This is a genomic window from Prauserella shujinwangii (assembly GCF_003001955.1).
Classification (GTDB): Bacteria; Actinomycetota; Actinomycetes; order Mycobacteriales; family Pseudonocardiaceae; genus Qaidamihabitans; species Qaidamihabitans shujinwangii.
Window position 1 is genome coordinate 62,416 of the sequence record NZ_PVNH01000015.1, and the last position, 16,219, is coordinate 78,634.

Annotated in this window: 13 protein-coding genes; 6 read left to right on the forward strand and 7 right to left on the reverse strand. The window is 73.9% G+C overall.

What is annotated here, in order from left to right; genetic code table 11:
* Nucleotides 1–82: 82 nt before the first annotated feature.
* From B0I33_RS29125 to B0I33_RS29145, 5 genes are all read right to left on the reverse strand, one after another.
* Nucleotides 83–2,101, reverse strand: coding sequence for a glycoside hydrolase family 31 protein (locus B0I33_RS29125; RefSeq protein ID WP_106182476.1), 2,019 nt, complete (start codon nt 2,099–2,101; stop codon nt 83–85).
* Nucleotides 2,102–2,141: 40 nt separating this feature from the next.
* Complete coding sequence (locus B0I33_RS29130) at nt 2,142–2,969, reverse strand: carbohydrate ABC transporter permease (RefSeq protein ID WP_106182478.1); 828 nt, start codon at nt 2,967–2,969, stop codon at nt 2,142–2,144.
* Complete coding sequence (locus B0I33_RS29135) at nt 2,966–3,925, reverse strand: carbohydrate ABC transporter permease (protein WP_425440530.1); 960 nt, start codon at nt 3,923–3,925, stop codon at nt 2,966–2,968. Before B0I33_RS29135 ends, B0I33_RS29130 begins: the two co-directional genes overlap by 4 nt.
* A complete protein-coding gene (locus tag B0I33_RS29140; RefSeq protein ID WP_106182479.1) occupies nt 3,922–5,157 on the reverse strand; it encodes a sugar ABC transporter substrate-binding protein in 1,236 nt (411 codons plus the stop codon). The genes B0I33_RS29135 and B0I33_RS29140 overlap by 4 nt, the downstream gene beginning before the upstream one ends.
* 89 nt (nt 5,158–5,246) lie before the next feature.
* Entirely contained in the window at nt 5,247–6,257 is a 1,011-nt protein-coding gene (locus B0I33_RS29145) for a LacI family DNA-binding transcriptional regulator (RefSeq protein ID WP_106182481.1), read from the reverse strand.
* A gap of 242 nt (nt 6,258–6,499) precedes the next feature.
* Here B0I33_RS29145 and B0I33_RS29150 point away from each other — a divergent pair, with 242 nt between their 5' ends.
* Entirely contained in the window at nt 6,500–9,523 is a 3,024-nt protein-coding gene (locus B0I33_RS29150; protein WP_106182483.1) for a glycoside hydrolase family 3 protein, read from the forward strand.
* A gap of 6 nt (nt 9,524–9,529) precedes the next feature.
* On the opposite strand, the gene dinB is transcribed toward B0I33_RS29150, so the two are convergent.
* On the reverse strand, nt 9,530–10,720 hold the full coding sequence (gene dinB, locus B0I33_RS29155) for a DNA polymerase IV (protein WP_219927285.1): 1,191 nt from the start codon (nt 10,718–10,720) through the stop codon (nt 9,530–9,532).
* 286 nt (nt 10,721–11,006) lie between these two features.
* Between dinB and B0I33_RS29160 the strand changes: the two genes are divergently transcribed.
* From B0I33_RS29160 to B0I33_RS29180, 5 genes are read left to right on the forward strand one after another with little or no spacing between them, the layout of a single operon-like run.
* Nucleotides 11,007–12,731 (forward strand): hypothetical protein, encoded by a 1,725-nt coding sequence (locus B0I33_RS29160; RefSeq protein WP_106182486.1) that lies wholly within the window; start codon nt 11,007–11,009, stop codon nt 12,729–12,731.
* Nucleotides 12,732–12,777: 46 nt separating this feature from the next.
* A complete protein-coding gene (locus B0I33_RS29165) occupies nt 12,778–13,548 on the forward strand; it encodes a tyrosine-protein phosphatase (RefSeq protein WP_106182534.1) in 771 nt (256 codons plus the stop codon).
* Entirely contained in the window at nt 13,545–14,294 is a 750-nt protein-coding gene (locus B0I33_RS29170; RefSeq protein ID WP_106182488.1) for a class I SAM-dependent methyltransferase, read from the forward strand. The genes B0I33_RS29165 and B0I33_RS29170 overlap by 4 nt, the downstream gene beginning before the upstream one ends.
* 13 nt (nt 14,295–14,307) lie before the next feature.
* Nucleotides 14,308–14,676, forward strand: a complete 369-nt coding sequence (locus B0I33_RS29175; protein ID WP_245901181.1) for a BlaI/MecI/CopY family transcriptional regulator — start codon at nt 14,308–14,310, stop codon at nt 14,674–14,676.
* Entirely contained in the window at nt 14,673–15,521 is an 849-nt protein-coding gene (locus B0I33_RS29180; RefSeq protein WP_106182491.1) for a M56 family metallopeptidase, read from the forward strand. Before B0I33_RS29175 ends, B0I33_RS29180 begins: the two co-directional genes overlap by 4 nt.
* Before the next feature lie 3 nt (nt 15,522–15,524).
* On the opposite strand, the gene B0I33_RS29185 is transcribed toward B0I33_RS29180, so the two are convergent.
* On the reverse strand, nt 15,525–16,151 hold the full coding sequence (locus B0I33_RS29185) for a class I SAM-dependent methyltransferase (RefSeq protein ID WP_245901182.1): 627 nt from the start codon (nt 16,149–16,151) through the stop codon (nt 15,525–15,527).
* Between the last annotated feature and the right edge of the window lie 68 nt (nt 16,152–16,219).

The following is a 16,219-nucleotide window of genomic DNA, read 5'->3' on the forward strand; positions in this document are numbered from 1 at the left end:
GGCGCGCCACCCGGGCACCACCCAGCCTCCGCGCAGGCAGTGAAGGCCACCTTCAGTGCGTTGAACGCAGTGAAGGTGGCCTTCACTGCCTGTCCGGGAAAGGCTCGGCCACCGGGACGTCGGCCCCCGCGCGCAGGAACACCGGGATGCGCTCCAGCGGGGCGTCCGCCTCCACCACGGTGCCGCCCTCGTGGACCTCGCCCGTCCCGGCGTCGGTCCACGTGGTGCCGCGCGGCAGGTACACCGAGCGGCTGCGGGCGCCCGGCTCCAGCACCGGCGCCACCAGCACGTCCGGGCCGAGCAGGAACTCGGAGTCCACGTCCCAGGTGGCGGCGTCACCGGGGAAGTCGACGAACAGCGGCCGCATGGGCGGCACCCCGGTCTCGTGCGCGACCCGCATCTGCGCGAGCAGGTACGGCCGCAGCCGCTCGCGCAGGGCGAGGGTGCGCCGGATCAGCTCCAGCGCCCGCTCGCCGTAGGACCACACCTCGTTCGGCCCGCCGGTCATCTCCGGGCCGAACGGCGTCCTCGGCTCGCGGACCCCGTGCAGCCGGAACAGCGGGCAGAAGGCGCCGTAGGAGAACCAGCGGACCATCAGCTCGCGGTACTCCTCCGACTCCGGGTCGCCGCCGTGGAAGCCACCGATGTCGGTCGTCCACCAGGGGATGCCGGACAGCGCGATGTTCAGCCCCGCCCGCACCTGCGCCCGCAGCGACTCCCACGTGGCCGGGATGTCGCCGGACCACACGGCGGCGCCGTACCGCTGGCTGCCCGCCCACGCCGACCGGGACAGCAGCACCACGTCCCCGTCGCCCTCGGCGAGCGCGCCCTCGTGGAAGGTCCGCGCGTTGGCCATCGGGTACAGGTTCGCCACCTCCGTGCCGGGTCCCGCGGCGAAGCTGAGGTTGTGCGGGTGGCCCGGCTGCAGCTCCGGCTCGCATCCGTCGAGCCAGAACGCGCGCACCCCGAGGTCGTAGTAGCCCCGCCGCACCCGGTCCCAGACGAACTCGCGGGCCCTGGGCTCGGTCGGGTCGTAGAAGGCGACCGGCATCTCGACGCCCATGCCCTTGTCGTGCCATGGCGCGTGCAGCGGGACGCCCTGCTCGGTGGCCACGAGCAGACCCGCGTCGCGCATCGCGGCGTAGTTCTCGCTCAGCGGGCTGACCGTGGGCCACACCGACACGAGCAGCCGTACCCCGAGCTCCGCCAGCTCCGCCAGCATGCCCTGCGGGTCGGGCCACTCGGCGGGGTCGAACCGCCAGTCGCCCAGGTGCGTCCAGTGGAAGAAGTCCACGACGATCACCGACAGCGGCAGCCCCCGGCGGCGGTGTTCCCGCACGACGGACAGCAACTCGTCCTGGCTGCGGTAGCGCAGCTTCGACTGCCAGAAGCCGCTCGCCCACTCGGGCAGCATCGGCGCGTGCCCGGTGGCGTCGGCGTAGCGGGACAGGATGTCGGCCGGGGTGTCCCCGGCCGTCACCCAGTAGTCGAGCTGCCTGGCGCTGTCGGCGACCCAGCGGGTGCCGTTCTCGGCGAGCTCCACCCGCCCCGTGGCCGGCAGGTTCCACAGGAACCCGTAGCCGCGGCTGGACACCAGGAACGGAATCGACACCTCGCCGTTGCGCTGCACCAGGTCGAGCACCATGCCCTTCTGGTCGAGCCTGCCGTGCGGATGCTGGCCGAGCCCGAACAGGCGCTCCCCCGGGTAGGCGCGGAACCGCTGCTCCAGCCGGGAGTAGCCACCGCCGTGTGGCTGGAACAGGCGGGCGCCCGGCCACCAGAAGTGCGCCCGCTGCTCGGCGAGCAGCTCCTCCCCGGTGGCGGTGCGCAGGAACCGCAGCACCGGGGTCACCCCGGTGTCGGTCGGCACCAGCTCGACCACCCCGGTGAGGGCGCCGTTGACGATCCGGCCGGTCTCCTCGGCCACCTCGATGTCCACATCGGACGGCTTGGCCGCGAGCAGCGCGCCGGGGACGTCGTCGGCGACGCCGTGCCTGCCCACCCGGACCCGCAGGCTGTCGGCTCCCCACGGCTCGATCCGAATGACCTCGTGGCGCACGCGCACCTCGAGTGCCTGCCCGCCGTCGCGGCTTTCGATCATGCGTGAACTCCTTGGGTGAGAGAGGGAAACGGAACGCGGGTCATTCCTTGACCGCACCGCCGGTGACGCCGGCGACGACGTAGCGCTGCGCGATGACGAGCAGGATGGCCGCGGGGACCGACGCCAGTACCGCCGTGGCGAGCACCGCGTTCCAGTCGGCGCTCTGGTTGCCGATGAAGCGGTAGATCCCGACGGTGATCGGCTCGATCGACCGGCCCGTCGTCAGCGTGACCGCGAACAGGAAGTCCGCCCACGCGAACAGGAACGAGAACAGCCCCGCGGTGACCATCGCGTTGCGGCTGACCGGCACGATGATCGACCGGAAGGTGCGCCAGTAGCTCGCCCCGTCGACGCGGGCCGCCTCGGTCAGCTCCCGGGGAATGGCGAGCATGAACGCGCGCAGCACCAGGATCGCGAACGGGATGGTGGCCGTCGAGTCGGCCAGGATCAGCCCGAGATAGTCGTCGATGAGGCCGAGGTCGGAGAACACCGCGTACAGCGAGTTGGCCATCACGATGCCCGGGATCATCTGCACGATCAGCAGCGCGAAGATCAGCGGCTGGGCACCGCGGAAGCGCAGCTGCGCCAGCGCGTACGAGGCGGGCAGCGCGATCACCAGCGACACCAGCACGGTGCCCCCGGCGACGACCAGGCTGTCCAGCAGCGGCCCGCCCTGCGTCGACAGCGCCTTGCGGTAGCCGTCGAACGTGCCGTCGACCGGCAGCCAGTCCGGGTTCGGCCGCAGCAGCGCTCCGCCCGGCTGCAGCGACGCGTTGATCATCCAGTAGAGCGGGAACAGCAGGACCACCACGATGACCACACCGGCCGCCGTGCGCAGCCACCCGCTCGCCGTGCGCGTGCCCCTCATGTTCCCGCCTCCGCGATCGAGGACCGGGCCGACCGCAGGTAGAACAACCCGAACACGGTCGCGACCAGGACGAGCAGGTTGCTCACCGCGGCGCCCTCACCGAAGGCGAAGCCGCCCCCGAAGGACAGGTGGTACGACCAGGTGGTCAGGGTCTGGGTCGCGTTCGCCGGACCGCCCCCGGTGACGACCATGATCACGTCGAAGACCTTGATGGTGTAGACCAGCCCGAGCATCAGCACCACGGCCGTGACCGGCCGCAGCAGCGGCCAGGTGACATGCCGGAACCGCTGCCACGGCCCGGCGCCGTCGAGCGCCGCGGCCTCGTACAGCGACTGCGGGATGGCCCGCAGCCCGCCGTGCAGGATCACCAGGTTGAACGGGATCCCGATCCAGATGTTCACGATGATCACCGCGGGCAGGGCCCAGCCGGGGTCGGTCAGCCACGGGGTCGGCCCGTCGGCCAGGCCCACGGCACGCAGGGCCGCGTTGATCACCCCGTGGTCCTGGTCGAGCATCCACCGCCAGACCGCGCCGCTGACCACCAGCGGCAGCAGCCACGGCAGCAGCAACAGCGAGCGCAGCAGCCCGCCTGCCGGGAACCGGCCCGCGAAGAACAGGGCCAGCGCCAGCCCGATGCCGAACTGGAAGGCGATGGAGCCCACCGTGAAGACCACGGTGTTGACGACCGCCTCGGTGAACAACGGGTCGCGCAGCACGGCCGCGTAGTTCTCCCAGCCGACGAACGGCGCCTCCCCGGTGTAGAACGAGCGGACCGTGTAGTCGCGCAGGCTCATCGAGACGTTGTTCACCAGCGGATAGCCGAAGAACAGCACCACGTAGGCGAGCACGGGCACCAGGAAGGCCAGCGCCACCCACCGCTGGCGGCCCGTGCCGCGCCTCCTCCGGCGCGGCACGGGTGCCGCCGTCTCGGCGGGTCGCTGCGCGACCACCGTCACGACCGGCCCACCTCCCGCTGGGCCGCGGCCAGCGCCTCCTGCGGAGACCGCTCGCCGGCCAGGGCGGCCTGCAGCGCGGTGGCGAGCGCCTGCGACACCTTCGGGTAACGCTCACCCAGCTCGGCGGTGCGGGACCGGGCGGTCTCCACCTCGGTGACGAACGGCCGCATCGCGGGGTTGTCCCGCGCGAACTTCTCCGCGGTCGCCTTCCTGGAGGGCACGTAGGCGTGCGCGGTGTCCCACGCGAGCATGTTCTCCTCCGCCAGGATGCACTTCAGCACCTCCGCGGCGGCCTGCTGCCGGTCGGCGCCGGTGGCCGGGATGGCCCCGACCTCGCCGCCGAGGGCGACCACCGGGTCGGTGCCGGCCTCCGGCGCCGGGACGGGCACGACGCCGTAGTCGAGGCCCTGCTCCTCGTCGAGCCGGGCGAGGTTCCAGGAGCCGTTGATCATCATCGCGGCGTTGCCCGCGACGAACTGGTCGGCGACGTCGTTCTGGTTCCAGTTCAGCACCGACTTCGACGCCGCGCCGGAGTCGACCAGCTCCGTGACGAAGCGCAGCGCCTCCACGGCCTCCGGGGAGTCGAGCGCGGACAGTTCGGCGCCGTTGCTCCAGAAGAACGGCAGGAACTGCCAGGTGCCCTCCTCGGACGGGATCGCCGAGAACGCGAGCCCGTACTTGCCGCCACCCGACAGCTTCCGCGCGGCGGTGGCGAGGTCCTGCCACGTCCGCGGGGGTTCGACGCCCGCCTCGGCGAGCAGCTTCTCGTTGTAGATCAGCGCGAGCCCGTTGACGCCGGGTGCGAGCCCGTAGACCTCGCCCTCGTAGGTGCCCGCCTTGATGATGCTGTCGTAGTAGCCGTCGATGGAGATCCCGTAGTCGGTGAGCGGCGTGAGCGCGCCGGTGCTGGCGATCTGCTGCAGCGTCGGGTTGTCGGTGAACACCAGGTCGGGCAGGGTCCGCGAGCTGGCGTCCTTGAGGATCTTCGGCAGCATCTGGTCGGTCGGCACCGTCTGCCGGTTGATCGTGATGCCGGTCTCCCGCGAGCAGGTGTCGAGGATCTGCTGCCAGGCGCGGCTGCCCTGCTGGTCGGCGTAGTAGTCGAGTTCGGAGATCTCCCCCGCAGGCTCGCCGGACGACTCCGTCGCGGGGCTCGGCCCGCAGGCCGTGACCACCAGCATCGCGGTCGCCGCGACGCTGCCGAGAACGAGGTGTCGAGCCACTCTGCTCATGTGTCTGCTCCTTCGCGGACTGCCTTCCGAGCACCTTCGAAGCGCTTCGATTGCGATTCAGTTGTGCGGGCCCCGCGCAGGGGCCGTTCTCAGGACCGGGGTGGCGGTGCGGTGCTGTGCCCTGGCGAGAGCCGGGGCGACAGCAGCCGCACCTCGGGCGCGGCCGCGCCGTCGAGCTGGCGGAGCACCATCTCCACCGCGAGCCTGCCCACGTCGTCCGACGGGATGGCCACGGTGGTCAGCGGCACCGAGTAGCTGACCGCCATGTCCTCCGGGCACACCGCCACGACCGAGAGGTCGGCGGGAATCCGGTGCCCGCGCCGTTGCAGCTCGGACAGCACGGTGCCGAGCACCGCCTCGTTGTGCACGACGAGACCGGTGACGTCGGGCTGATCGGCGAGCACCTTGTCCACGCACTCGCGGACCGCCTCGTACGACGGCGCGCAGGAGTGCGCCACCGCCGCCAGGCCGCGCTCCCGCGCGGTACCGGTGAACCCGCGCAGGAACCGCCCGGCGAAGCTGGTGCCCCGCTCGTAGACGGCGGGCGAAGGACCGATCAGCGCGATCCGCTCGTGCCCGAGGTCGGCGAGGTGATCCACACACCTCGCCGCGGCGGCGTGGAAGTCGAGGTCCACACAGGACAGTTCGGCGGGGTCGTCCGGGACGCCGATGAGCACCACCGGGCGCAGCAGCGACTGCAGTACCGGGATGCGCGGCTCCTCCGCCTCGACGTCCATCACCAGGATCGCGTCGGCGATGGCGGAGGCCGCGACCCTGCGCAGCCCGTCCGGCCCCTCGTCGTTGGTCAGCAGCAGCACGTCGTGGTCGTGCTCGCGGGCGGAGGTCACCACCGAGGTGACGAACCGCATCACGACCGGCACGTGGATGTCGGTGCGCAGCGGCACCACCAGCGCCAGCACATTGGTGCGGCTGCTCGCCAGCGCCCGCGCCCCGGCGTGCGGGTGGTAGCCGAGCCTGCGGATGCTGGCCTCCACCCGGCGCCGGGTGTCGGCCGAGATCGAACGCTTGCCGGACAGCACGTACGAGACGGTGCTCGCGGACACGCCCGCGTCCCGGGCGACGTCGGCGATGGTCACCATCGCGGTACCTCCGGTGGACTATCTTGTCGAAGCGCATCGACTTGCGCGGGATTTGTCGAAGGCTAGGCGACACCGAAGCCGCGCACAAGAGCCATCCGCGTTTTCCTTTTCCTCGCTGTAACAAACTGTTGACCGGGGCGGCAGGCGGTGCCATAGTCCGTCCACCGCACGTCTCGCCGCACGCCGCACTTGCCGTACAGAGTCGAATCGCTTCGACAGCCTATCGGAGGTGGCTTCCGCCCATGCGTCCCCGACCGGCCGACCAGACGTCCCCGCTGCCGGAACTGACCCGGCGCCACGCCCTCACCCTCGCCGCGGGCGCGGCCGCCGCGCCCGTCCTCGCCGGGCTCCCCGCCGCCGGTGGCCTGGTCCCCTCGGCCCGCGCCGACAGCCCGCCGTTCCGCGACCCCGGCCTGCCGCTGCCCGCCCGGGTCGAGGACCTGCTGGGCAGGCTCACCCTCGACGAGAAGGTCGCGCTGCTGCACCAGTACCAGCCGGAGATCCCCCGGCTCGGCATCGCCGCCTTCAAGACCGGGACCGAGGCCCTGCACGGCATCGCGTGGTCGACCGACCGGGACGCGGGCGGCGCCGTCCGCACCGCGACCGCGACGGTGTTCCCGCAGGCCATCGGCCTGGCCAGCACCTGGGACCCGGACCTGGTGCGCCGCGTCGGCACGGCCGTCGGCGTGGAGGCGAGGGGCTTCCACGCGGAGAACCCGCGCGTGTGGGGCCTGCAGTTGTGGGCACCGGTGGTGAACCTGCTCCGCGACCCGCGCTGGGGCCGCAACGAGGAGGGCTACTCCGAGGACCCGTACCTGACCGGCGTGATCTCCACGGCCTACGGGCACGGCATCCAGGGCGACGACCCCGACCGGCTGCGGGCCGCGCCGGTGCTCAAGCACTACCTGGCCAACAACAACGAGATCCACCGCGACACCACGTCGTCGGTCCTGCCGCCCCGGGTCAAGCGCGAGTACTACGAGGCCGCGTTCCGGCCCGCCGTCTCCGCCGGAGCCGCGACCGGCCTCATGTCGGCCTACAACCTGGTCAACGGCAGGCCGATGAGCGCGCACCGCGACTTCAACGACGTCGTCCGGGGCTGGACCGACCGGCCGCTGTGCAACGTCACCGACGCGGGCGGGCCCAACAACCTCGTCGGCAGCCAGGCCTACTACCCCACCCTGGCCGAGGCCGACGCCGCCACGCTCAAGGCTGGCCTCGACAGCTTCACGGTCGACGACACCGACTCCTCCCGCACCATCGAGGCGATCACGACGGCGCTGTCCACGGGCCTGCTCACTGAGTCCGATGTGGACACCGCCGTGCGGAACATCCTCAGCCTGCGGTTCCGCCTCGGCGAGTTCGACCCGGACGGCGGCCCGTACGGCGGCATCGGCAGGGACGTCGTGGACAGCCCGGCCCACCGCGCCCTGGCACGGGAGGCCGCCACCGGGGCGATCGTGCTGTTGAAGAACGACGAGGGCACGCTGCCGCTGGCCGCGCCGCGGCGGGTGGCGGTGATCGGGCCGCTCGCCGACACCCTCTACACCGACTGGTACTCCGGCGCGCTGCCGTACCGCGTCACGCCGAGGGACGCGCTGACCGAGCGCCTCGGCCAGGACGCCGTCGTGTTCACCGAAGGCGTCGACCGGATCGCGCTGCGCACCGCCGACGGCCGGTACGTCACCGCGCCCGCCGACGGCGGCCCGCTGCGGGCCGCCGCGCCGGAGGCGGGTGAGGCGGAGCGTTTCGACGTGTTCGACTGGGGCGAGGACGTGCTCACCCTGCGCGCGGTCGTCAACGGCAGGTACGTGTCCTTCGGCTCCGGCCGCACGCTCGAGAACACGGCGGACCAGCCGCACGGCTGGTTCGTGCAGCAGCAGTTCAAGCTCGTCCCCGCTGGCGGCGGGCACGTGCTCGAGTACGCGGGCAACGAGACCGACGACGCGTGGTTCGGCCCGCGCAGGTACGTCGTCGCCGGCGCGGACGGGCTGCTCACCGTGGACGCCGAGGATCCGGCCGCGGCCACCCCGTTCACCCGGGAGGTCGTGCGCAGCGGCGTCGAGGAGGGCGTCCGCGCCGCCCGCGACGCGGACGCCGCCGTCGTGGTGGCAGGCAGCATGCCGTTCATCAACGGCAGGGAGGACGACGACCGGCGCGACATGAGCCTGGCCGCAGGCCAGCACGCGCTGCTGGAGGCGGTGCGCGAGGCCAACCCCCGCACGGTGCTGGTGCTGGAGAACAGCTACCCGACCACGATCGGCTGGGCCCAGGAGCACGTGCCCGCGATCCTGTGGACGTGCCACGCGGGCGCGGAGACGGGCAACGCCGTCGCCGACGTGCTGCTGGGCGAGGCGAACCCGAGCGGGCGGCTGCCGCAGACCTGGTACCGGTCCGCCGACGACCTGCCCGGCATCCTCGAGTACGACATCATCAAGCACGCCCGCACCTACCAGTACTTCCCGGGCACCCCGCTCTACCCGTTCGGGCACGGGCTGTCGTACACCACGTTCCGCTACGGCGCGGTGCGGGTCAGCCGCCCGGTGCTGGACCACCGCGGCGAGGCCGAGGTGAGCGTCGACGTGACCAACACCGGGGAGCGGGCGGGCGCCGAGGTGGTGCAGCTCTACACGCACCAGCGCACGTCCCGCGACCCGCAGCCCAGGCTGCGGCTGCGGGCGTTCCGGCGGGTGCGCGTCGAACCGGGCCGGACGCGGACCGTGCGACTGCGGCTGCGGGCCGCCGACCTCGCGCACTGGGACGTCACCCGCGACCGGTGGGTCGTCGAGTCGGCCGTGCACGACATCCTGGTGGGCGCCTCGGCCGCGGACATCCGGGGCCGGTGCACGGTGCGGGTGCGCGGCGAGGTGATCCCGCCGCGCGACCTGTTCCGGGAGACCGGCGCGGAGACGTTCGACGACTACGCCGGGGTGACCCTGACCGACCGCAGCAAGGAGCGCGGCACCTCGGTGGGCGCGCCCGAGGGTGGCGGCTGGATCCTGTTCCGCGACGCCGCCCTGCGGCGGGGTGCGGGCCGGATCGCGGCCGTGGTGGCGAAGGAGTCGCCGGGCGCCACGACGATCACGGTCCGGCTCGGCGACCCGCGGACCGGTCGCGTGCTGGGCAGGATTCCCGTGCCCAGCACGGGTGACCGGTACCGGTACACGGGGGTGCACGCCACGCTGGCCAGGGCCGCCGGGCGGGGGGACGTGTACCTGGTGTTCGACGGGGAGGTGCGGCTGGCGACGTTCCGGCTGCTGCGCTGAACCGGCTCAGTCCGGCAGCAGCGGCACGGTCGGCCCCTCGTCGCGGCCGAGCAGCGTCGCCCGGGTGATGGCGGTGGTGCCGAACCGGCGGCGGACGTCGTCGAGCGCGGAGTCCAGCGCTCCCTCCGGCCTGCCGTCGAACGGCAGGGCGAGCTGGATCGCGCCGTCGTCGTCCAGGTTGGACAGCGCGACGCCGAGGAGCGTGAGCCCCTGGTTCTCGATCGTCGGCGTCGCGGCGGCCAGCAGGGCTCGCGCGGCGTCGAGGATGGTCTCCGTGTGCGCCGTGGGATCGGGCAGGGTGCGGCCCCGGGTGGCGCGGGTGAAGTCGGCGAAGCGCAGCCGGAGGGTGACCGTCCGGCACACCCGCCGGGCCGCGCGCAGCCTGCGGGCGAGCCGGTCGACGAGGGCGGTGAGGATCGCGTCCAGCTCCGCCGGTGCCCGCCGCCTGCTGCCGAGCGCACGCTGGGCGCCCATCGAGCGGCGCCTGCGGCCGGTACGGACCGGCCGGGGGTCGTGGTTGCGGGCGAGCGCGTGCAGGTGGCGGCCCGCCGCGCGGCCGAGCATCGCGACGAGCACGGCCTCCCCGAGCACGGCGACCTGGCCGACCGTCGTGATGCCCCGCTCGCGCAGCGTCGCCGAGGTGACCTCGCCGACGCCCCACAGGCGCTCCACGGGCAGCGGGTGCAGGAACTCCAGCTCCCGGTCGTGGGGCACCACGAGCAGGCCGTCGGGCTTCGCGACGCCGCTGGCGACCTTGGCGAGGAACTTCGTCCGCGCGACGCCCACCGTGATGGGCAGCCCGGCCCGCGAGGCGACGTCCTCGCGGAGCCGGGCGGCGATCTCGGCGGGGGGTCCCGCGATCCGCGCCAGGCCGCCCACGTCGAGGAACGCCTCGTCGATGGACAGGCCCTCCACGATCGGCGTCGTGTGCGCGAAGACGTCGAACACCGCGCGGCTCGCCTCGGCGTAGGCCCGCATCCGGGGCGGCACCACGACCGCGTCCGGGCACAACCGCCGTGCCGTCCGCCCGCTCATCGCCGTACGGACGCCCCGCGCCTTGGCCTCGTAGCTGGCGGCCAGGACGACACCGCCACCGACGATCACCGGCCTGCCGCGCAGGCGGGGATCGTCCCGCTGCTCGACCGACGCGTAGAACGCGTCCAGGTCGGCATGCAGGATCGGTCCCTCGTTCGGCACGGTCCGGATGGTCGCACCCGCCACCGACAAAGTGACCCGCATCACAGCGATGGCTCTGGGGTGCGGCGAACGGGCGCGGTGACCCCGGCCTGTCCGCGACCCGCGCCGGTGGCACCGGCGCGGGCGGGCTCGAAGCACCCCCGGTGCCGGGCCCGGGACGGCGCCGTTCCCGGGACGCCCGCGGCCGCGGTTACGCCGGTCCGGTGACGTCCGCGGCCCGCCGGTTTGGCGTTCCGGCGGGCCGGGCACCCGCGCGCTGCCGCGCCGCCTGCCCGAAGGGACGACCTTGCCCGAGAGCACGGTTCTCGCCACGCGCCCGGTCGAGGCCACCCCGGTGCCGCCGCCCGCCGTCGGGCGCCGGGTGCCGGAGTGGCTGCGCGCCCTCGCGCCGGTCCTCGCCGGCACCGCGCTGATCGCGTGGCACGGCAGCCGGTTCGGCCACTGGATCGTCGACGACGCGGCGATCACGTTCGCCTACGCGCGCAACGTCGCCGAGGGCAACGGCCCGGTGCTGCAACCGGGAGCCGACCCCACGGAGGGCTTCTCGAACCCGTCCTGGCTGGCCCTGCTCTCCCTCGGCAGGCTGATCGGCCTGTTCGACCACGGGACGATCCTGGGCGTTCCCGACTACGTCCTGTTCCCGAAGGCGCTCGCCCTCCTCTGCTGCGCCGGCCTCCTCGCGGCCTGCCACCTCGCCGCCCGCAGGGTCACCCGCCTGCCCGGCCTGGTCACCCTGGCCACCGGGGCGCTGCTCGCCGCCAACCCCTCGTTCGTCATCTGGTGCCTGTCCGGGCTGGAGAACGCGCTGTTCGCCCTCGCGGTGACCGCGCTGGCCGCGACGCTGTTCAGCGCGGTCTGCGCGGACCGCGACGGGCGGCTCACCGCCCCGCGCACGGCGCTCGCCGCCGGGGGGCTCGCCGCCCTCGCCGCGCTCACCAGGCCCGACGGGCTCGTCTACGTGGCGGCGTATCCGGGCACACTGCTCCTGCTGGCCCACCGCGGCTCGCTCGGCGCGAGCGCGCGGGCGGCGCTGATCTCCGTGGCCACGTTCGCGGTGCCCTTCGGCGGATACCTCGCGTGGCGCTCCGTCCGGTTCGGCGAGCTGCTCTCCCTGCCCGCACTCGCCAAGAACCAGGACCTGCCGGAACTCGCCGACCTGGCCCGCACCGGCGACCTCGTGTCGTACGTCGGCGCCCCGGCCGCGATCACCGCGGCCGTCCTCGTCGGCGCGGCGCTGATGCGACCGTCCCCGCTGCGCGCGGGACTGGTCCCGCTGCTCGTCACCGGAGGACTGGCCGCGATCGCGTACGCGGTGCTCAAGGACGACTGGATGGGCCAGTTGCGCTTCGCGACGCCGGTGTGGGCCGTCGGCGCGTTCACCGCGGCGCTCGCGGGCGCGGCCGTCCTGCGGCATCTCGCGACGCGGGCCAGGGCCGTGCTCGTCGCGGTGCTCGCGCTCGCGCTCGCGGTGTCGGGCTCGCTGTTCGCGACCGCGTCCCAGGAGTTCCGGGCTTCCCCGACCGTGGCGATGTGCGGGGTGGCCGAGCGGTTCGGCCGGACGTTCAACGCCTACGCCGGTGTCCTCGGGGTGGAGCGCGGATCGCTGGCCCTGCCCGATGTCGGCGGTACCGCGCTGACCAGCAGGCTCGACGTCGTCGATCTGGCCGGGCTGACCCATGCGCGGATCGCGGGGTTCTGGTCGCACCGCGACTGGGCAGGCCTGCGGGACTACCTCTACGAGGAGGCCAGGCCCACGTTCCTGCACGCGCACGGGTTCTGGAGCCGGCGCACGGGCGTGCTGCGGGACGAGCGGCTGCGGCGCGACTACGTGCCGGTCGTGCCGCGCGCGGGCGGCGCCGAGGACTGGGTGCGCCGGGACGCGGTGCCCGGGCCCGCCGCGCTGGCACGGCTGCGGGACTACGCCCGCGACCTCTCGCTCTCCGTGCCGCCCCGTGGCCACTGCGGCGCGGTGCTGCGGCCCGGCCAGCTCCCCCGGTACGCGGTGAACTGAGCCGAAAGGCGGTCGCCGCCCGGTGCGGAACTGGGACACTGGCGTCGTGCTGTGGATCGATCTCGAAGGCGCCGTCAACATCCGCGACGTCGGGGGCATCCCGACCGAGGACGGGACGACGACCGCGCCCGGCAGGCTGCTGCGGGCCGACAACCTGCAGGACCTCTCCCCCGCCGACGTCTCGTACCTGCTCGACACCGTGGGCCTGAGCACGGTGGTGGACCTGCGCACCAAGACGGAGGTGCACGCCGAGGGCCCCGCACCGCTGACCCGGGTTGGCCGCGTCAGCCACGAGCACCACTCGCTGCTGCCGGAGGGCACCTGGGACCCGGCCGCCGAGGCGCTGCTGGTCCGGCACAGGCAGGAGGCGGAGCGCTACCCGGACGATCCCGCCTGCGCGCACTACCTGTGCTATGTGACGGAACGGCCGGACAGCATCGTGGGCGCGCTGCGCGCGATCAACCGCGCCCCCGGCGCCGCGCTCGTGCACTGCGCCGCGGGCAAGGACCGCACAGGCGTCGTGGTGGCGTTCGCGCTGAGCGTCGCGGGGGCGCGGCGGGCCGAGATCGTCCGCGACTACGCCGCGACCGGGGAGCGGATCTCCGCCATTCTCGCGCGGCTGCGGTCGTCGGCCACCTACGCCGAGGACGTCGACAAGGTGCCGGAGCACCGGCACACGCCGCGCGCGGAGACGATGGCCGAGTTCCTGGACCAGCTCGACCGCCGCTTCGGCGGGGTGCCCGGCTGGCTGGTGGACAACGGCTTCGGTGAGGACGAGATCGGCGCGCTGCGGCGCAAGCTGCGCACCGAACCGTGACCGACGTCGCGTACACCGATCCCGAGCTGGCCGCGCTGTACGACGCGCTCAACCCGTGGGGCCCGGGGGACGACTTCTACCTCGGCCTGGTGCTGTCGGCGACGGCCGTGCTCGACCTCGGCTGCGGGACGGGCGCGCTGCTGCGCGCGGCCCGGGAGCGCGGTCACCCCGGGCGGCTGTGCGGCGTCGACCCGGCCCCGGCGATGCTCGACGTGGCGCGGGCCCGGGCGGACGTCGAGTGGGTGCTCGGCGACGCCCGGTCGCTCGGCGCCGTGGGCGAGTTCGATCTCGTCGTGATGACCGGGCACGCGTTCCAGGTGCTCACCGGCGACGACGAGATCCGCGCCTCGCTCGCCGCCGTGCGGGCGGCGCTCACCGAGCACGGCCGGTTCGCCTTCGAGACCCGCAACCCGGCCGTCCGGCCGTGGGAACGGTGGCACCCGGGGCACGCGACCGGCGTGACCACGGCGGCGGGGATCCCGGTCCGCGTCGAGCACGAGGTCCGGTCGGTCGACGGTGACCTGGTGACGTTCACCGAGACGTTCTCCGCACCCGGGTGGCCGCGGCCCCGGGTGAGCCGGAGCACGCTGCGGTTCCCCGGCGCCGCGGCCGTGTCGGGCTTCCTCGCCGGAGCCGGGCTGGCCGTCGAGCAGCGGTTCGGCGACTGGGCGCGCCGCCCCTTCTCCCCCGCCTCGCCGGAGATCGTGACGGTCGCGCGACGGGACCCCGCTACGACAGCGGCGTAGTAGAGTCGGGCCCGTGGGACGTTCGGAACGTGGCGCCGTCCTGGGTCCGCTGGAGTCCGCGGCGATGGACGTGCTGTGGCGCGCGGGCGACCCGCTGCCGGTGCGGGCGGTGCTGGCGGAGCTCAACCGCGACCGCGAGCCGCCACTGGCCTACACGACCGTGATGACGGTGCTGTCGCGGCTGGCGGAACGCGGGATCGCGCGCCGGCACCGCGCCGGCCGGGGCTATGCCTACGAGGCCGCGCTCGCCAGCCCCGCGGACATCGCGGTGCGGCAGCTGCTGGACGAGCACGGTGAGGCGGCCGTGGCGTCGTTCGTCGACCACGTCGACGGTGACGCGCGGCTGCGGGAGCGGCTGCGCAGGCTGGTGGAAGGGCGGTGACCCGCGACCGGCCGTTCCTGGTGCTCGTGGTCGCGGCCGCGGCCACCTACCCGGCGTTGTCGCTGGGCTGGTGCGTGGCCGCGCTCCTCGGGACGGAACGCTCGGCGTGGGAGATGTGGCTGGCGGGACATCCCGGCGCGCTCGCCGCACCGGTGCTCGTGCTGGCGGCGGCGGTGTCGGTGGGCGGCGCGGGCCGGGTGCTGGTCCGCGGCTGGTGGCGGACCCGGCGGTTCCGGCGGTGGGCGGAGCGGCACCGGACCCGGCCCTGCACCACCGTGTCCGCCGTGCTCACCGGCTTCCCCGCCCGGGACCGGGTCCGGGTCGTCGCCACGGACGCGCCGCTGGCCGTCACCGTCGGCGCGTGGCGGCCGGTGATCGTCGTGGGCGACGCGCTGGCGCGCGAGCTGGGCACCGTCGAGCTGCGCGCGGTCCTGGCCCACGAGCACGCGCACGTGCGGCGGCGGGACCCGTTGCGGTCGCTGCTGGCCCTGGTCCTGGCGGCACACCTGTGGTTCCTGCCGGCGGCGGCCGAGCTGCGCGGCCGCGCGTGGCGGGCGCAGGAACTCGCCGCGGACCGGGCGGCGGTCCGGCGCTCCGGCCGCGCCGCGCTCGCCGCCGCGTTGCTGCGGGTCACCGCGCAGGTGCCGGGGGCCGCCGTGTCCGCCCCGTTCGCGACGGCGGAACTGCTCGCCGCCCGCGTCGCCCAGCTGGAGTCCGGCGTCCCGCCCCGACCCGCCGCCGTGTCCCGCCGGTGTGGCGCGCTGACCGTGGCGGGGGCGTGCGCCTTCGTCGTGGCGGTCGCCGGGGCGTGGACGCTGATGGTGCTGACGTGCCCGTGCTGGTGACCGTCACGCCGCGGGTTTGCGCGCGGCGAGCCGCTCGACGATGCCGAGTTTGAAGCGCTCGTGCCGCTCGACGGTGAACCCGAGAGCGCGGACGTGCCGGATCGGCCTGCGGCGGAAGTTCTCGCCCCCGACCGGGACGCTGACCAGCTCCACCAGGCGCTGCAGCAGCCGCACCGGCGCGGAGGTGCTCACCACGTGGTCGGCCAGCAGGAGTGTGCCGCCGGGACGCAGGACGCGCCACATCTCCTCCACCGCGGCCCGCTCGTCGGGGACCGCGCACAGCGAGTAGGTGCTCACCACGGTGTCGAACGAGGAGTCCGGGAACTCCAGCCGTTGCGCGTCACCGACCCGCACGTCGACCTCCCGGCCGAGGTCCGCGGCCCGGCGGCGCGCGTGCTCCAGCATCTCCGGGCTGAGGTCGACGCCGGTCAGCCGCACGCCGCCGGGGTACCACGGCAGGTTCAGCCCGGTGCCGAGCGCCACCTCGAGCACGTCCCCGCTCGCCTGCCCGCAGATCCACTGCCGGGTGTCCCCGAAGAACTTGCGGTCGGCGAACGTCATCTGCCGGTCGTAGTGGCGTGCCTGCTTGTTCCAGTGGCGGCGCAGCCGCTCCAGGTCCTTCGCACCCACGGGATCACTCCTCTTCGTCGCTGGCTCCCTGCCACGTTACTACGTTGACGTAGTAGTCACGACCCGGT

Coding starts and splice junctions, on each gene's coding strand:
- B0I33_RS29125 (WP_106182476.1), bottom strand. CDS start 2,101: ATGATCGAAAGCCGCGACGGCGGGCAGGCACTCGAGGTGCGCGTGCGC.
- B0I33_RS29130 (WP_106182478.1), bottom strand. CDS start 2,969: ATGAGGGGCACGCGCACGGCGAGCGGGTGGCTGCGCACGGCGGCCGGT.
- B0I33_RS29140 (WP_106182479.1), bottom strand. CDS start 5,157: ATGAGCAGAGTGGCTCGACACCTCGTTCTCGGCAGCGTCGCGGCGACC.
- B0I33_RS29145 (WP_106182481.1), bottom strand. CDS start 6,257: ATGGTGACCATCGCCGACGTCGCCCGGGACGCGGGCGTGTCCGCGAGC.
- B0I33_RS29150 (WP_106182483.1), top strand. CDS start 6,500: ATGCGTCCCCGACCGGCCGACCAGACGTCCCCGCTGCCGGAACTGACC.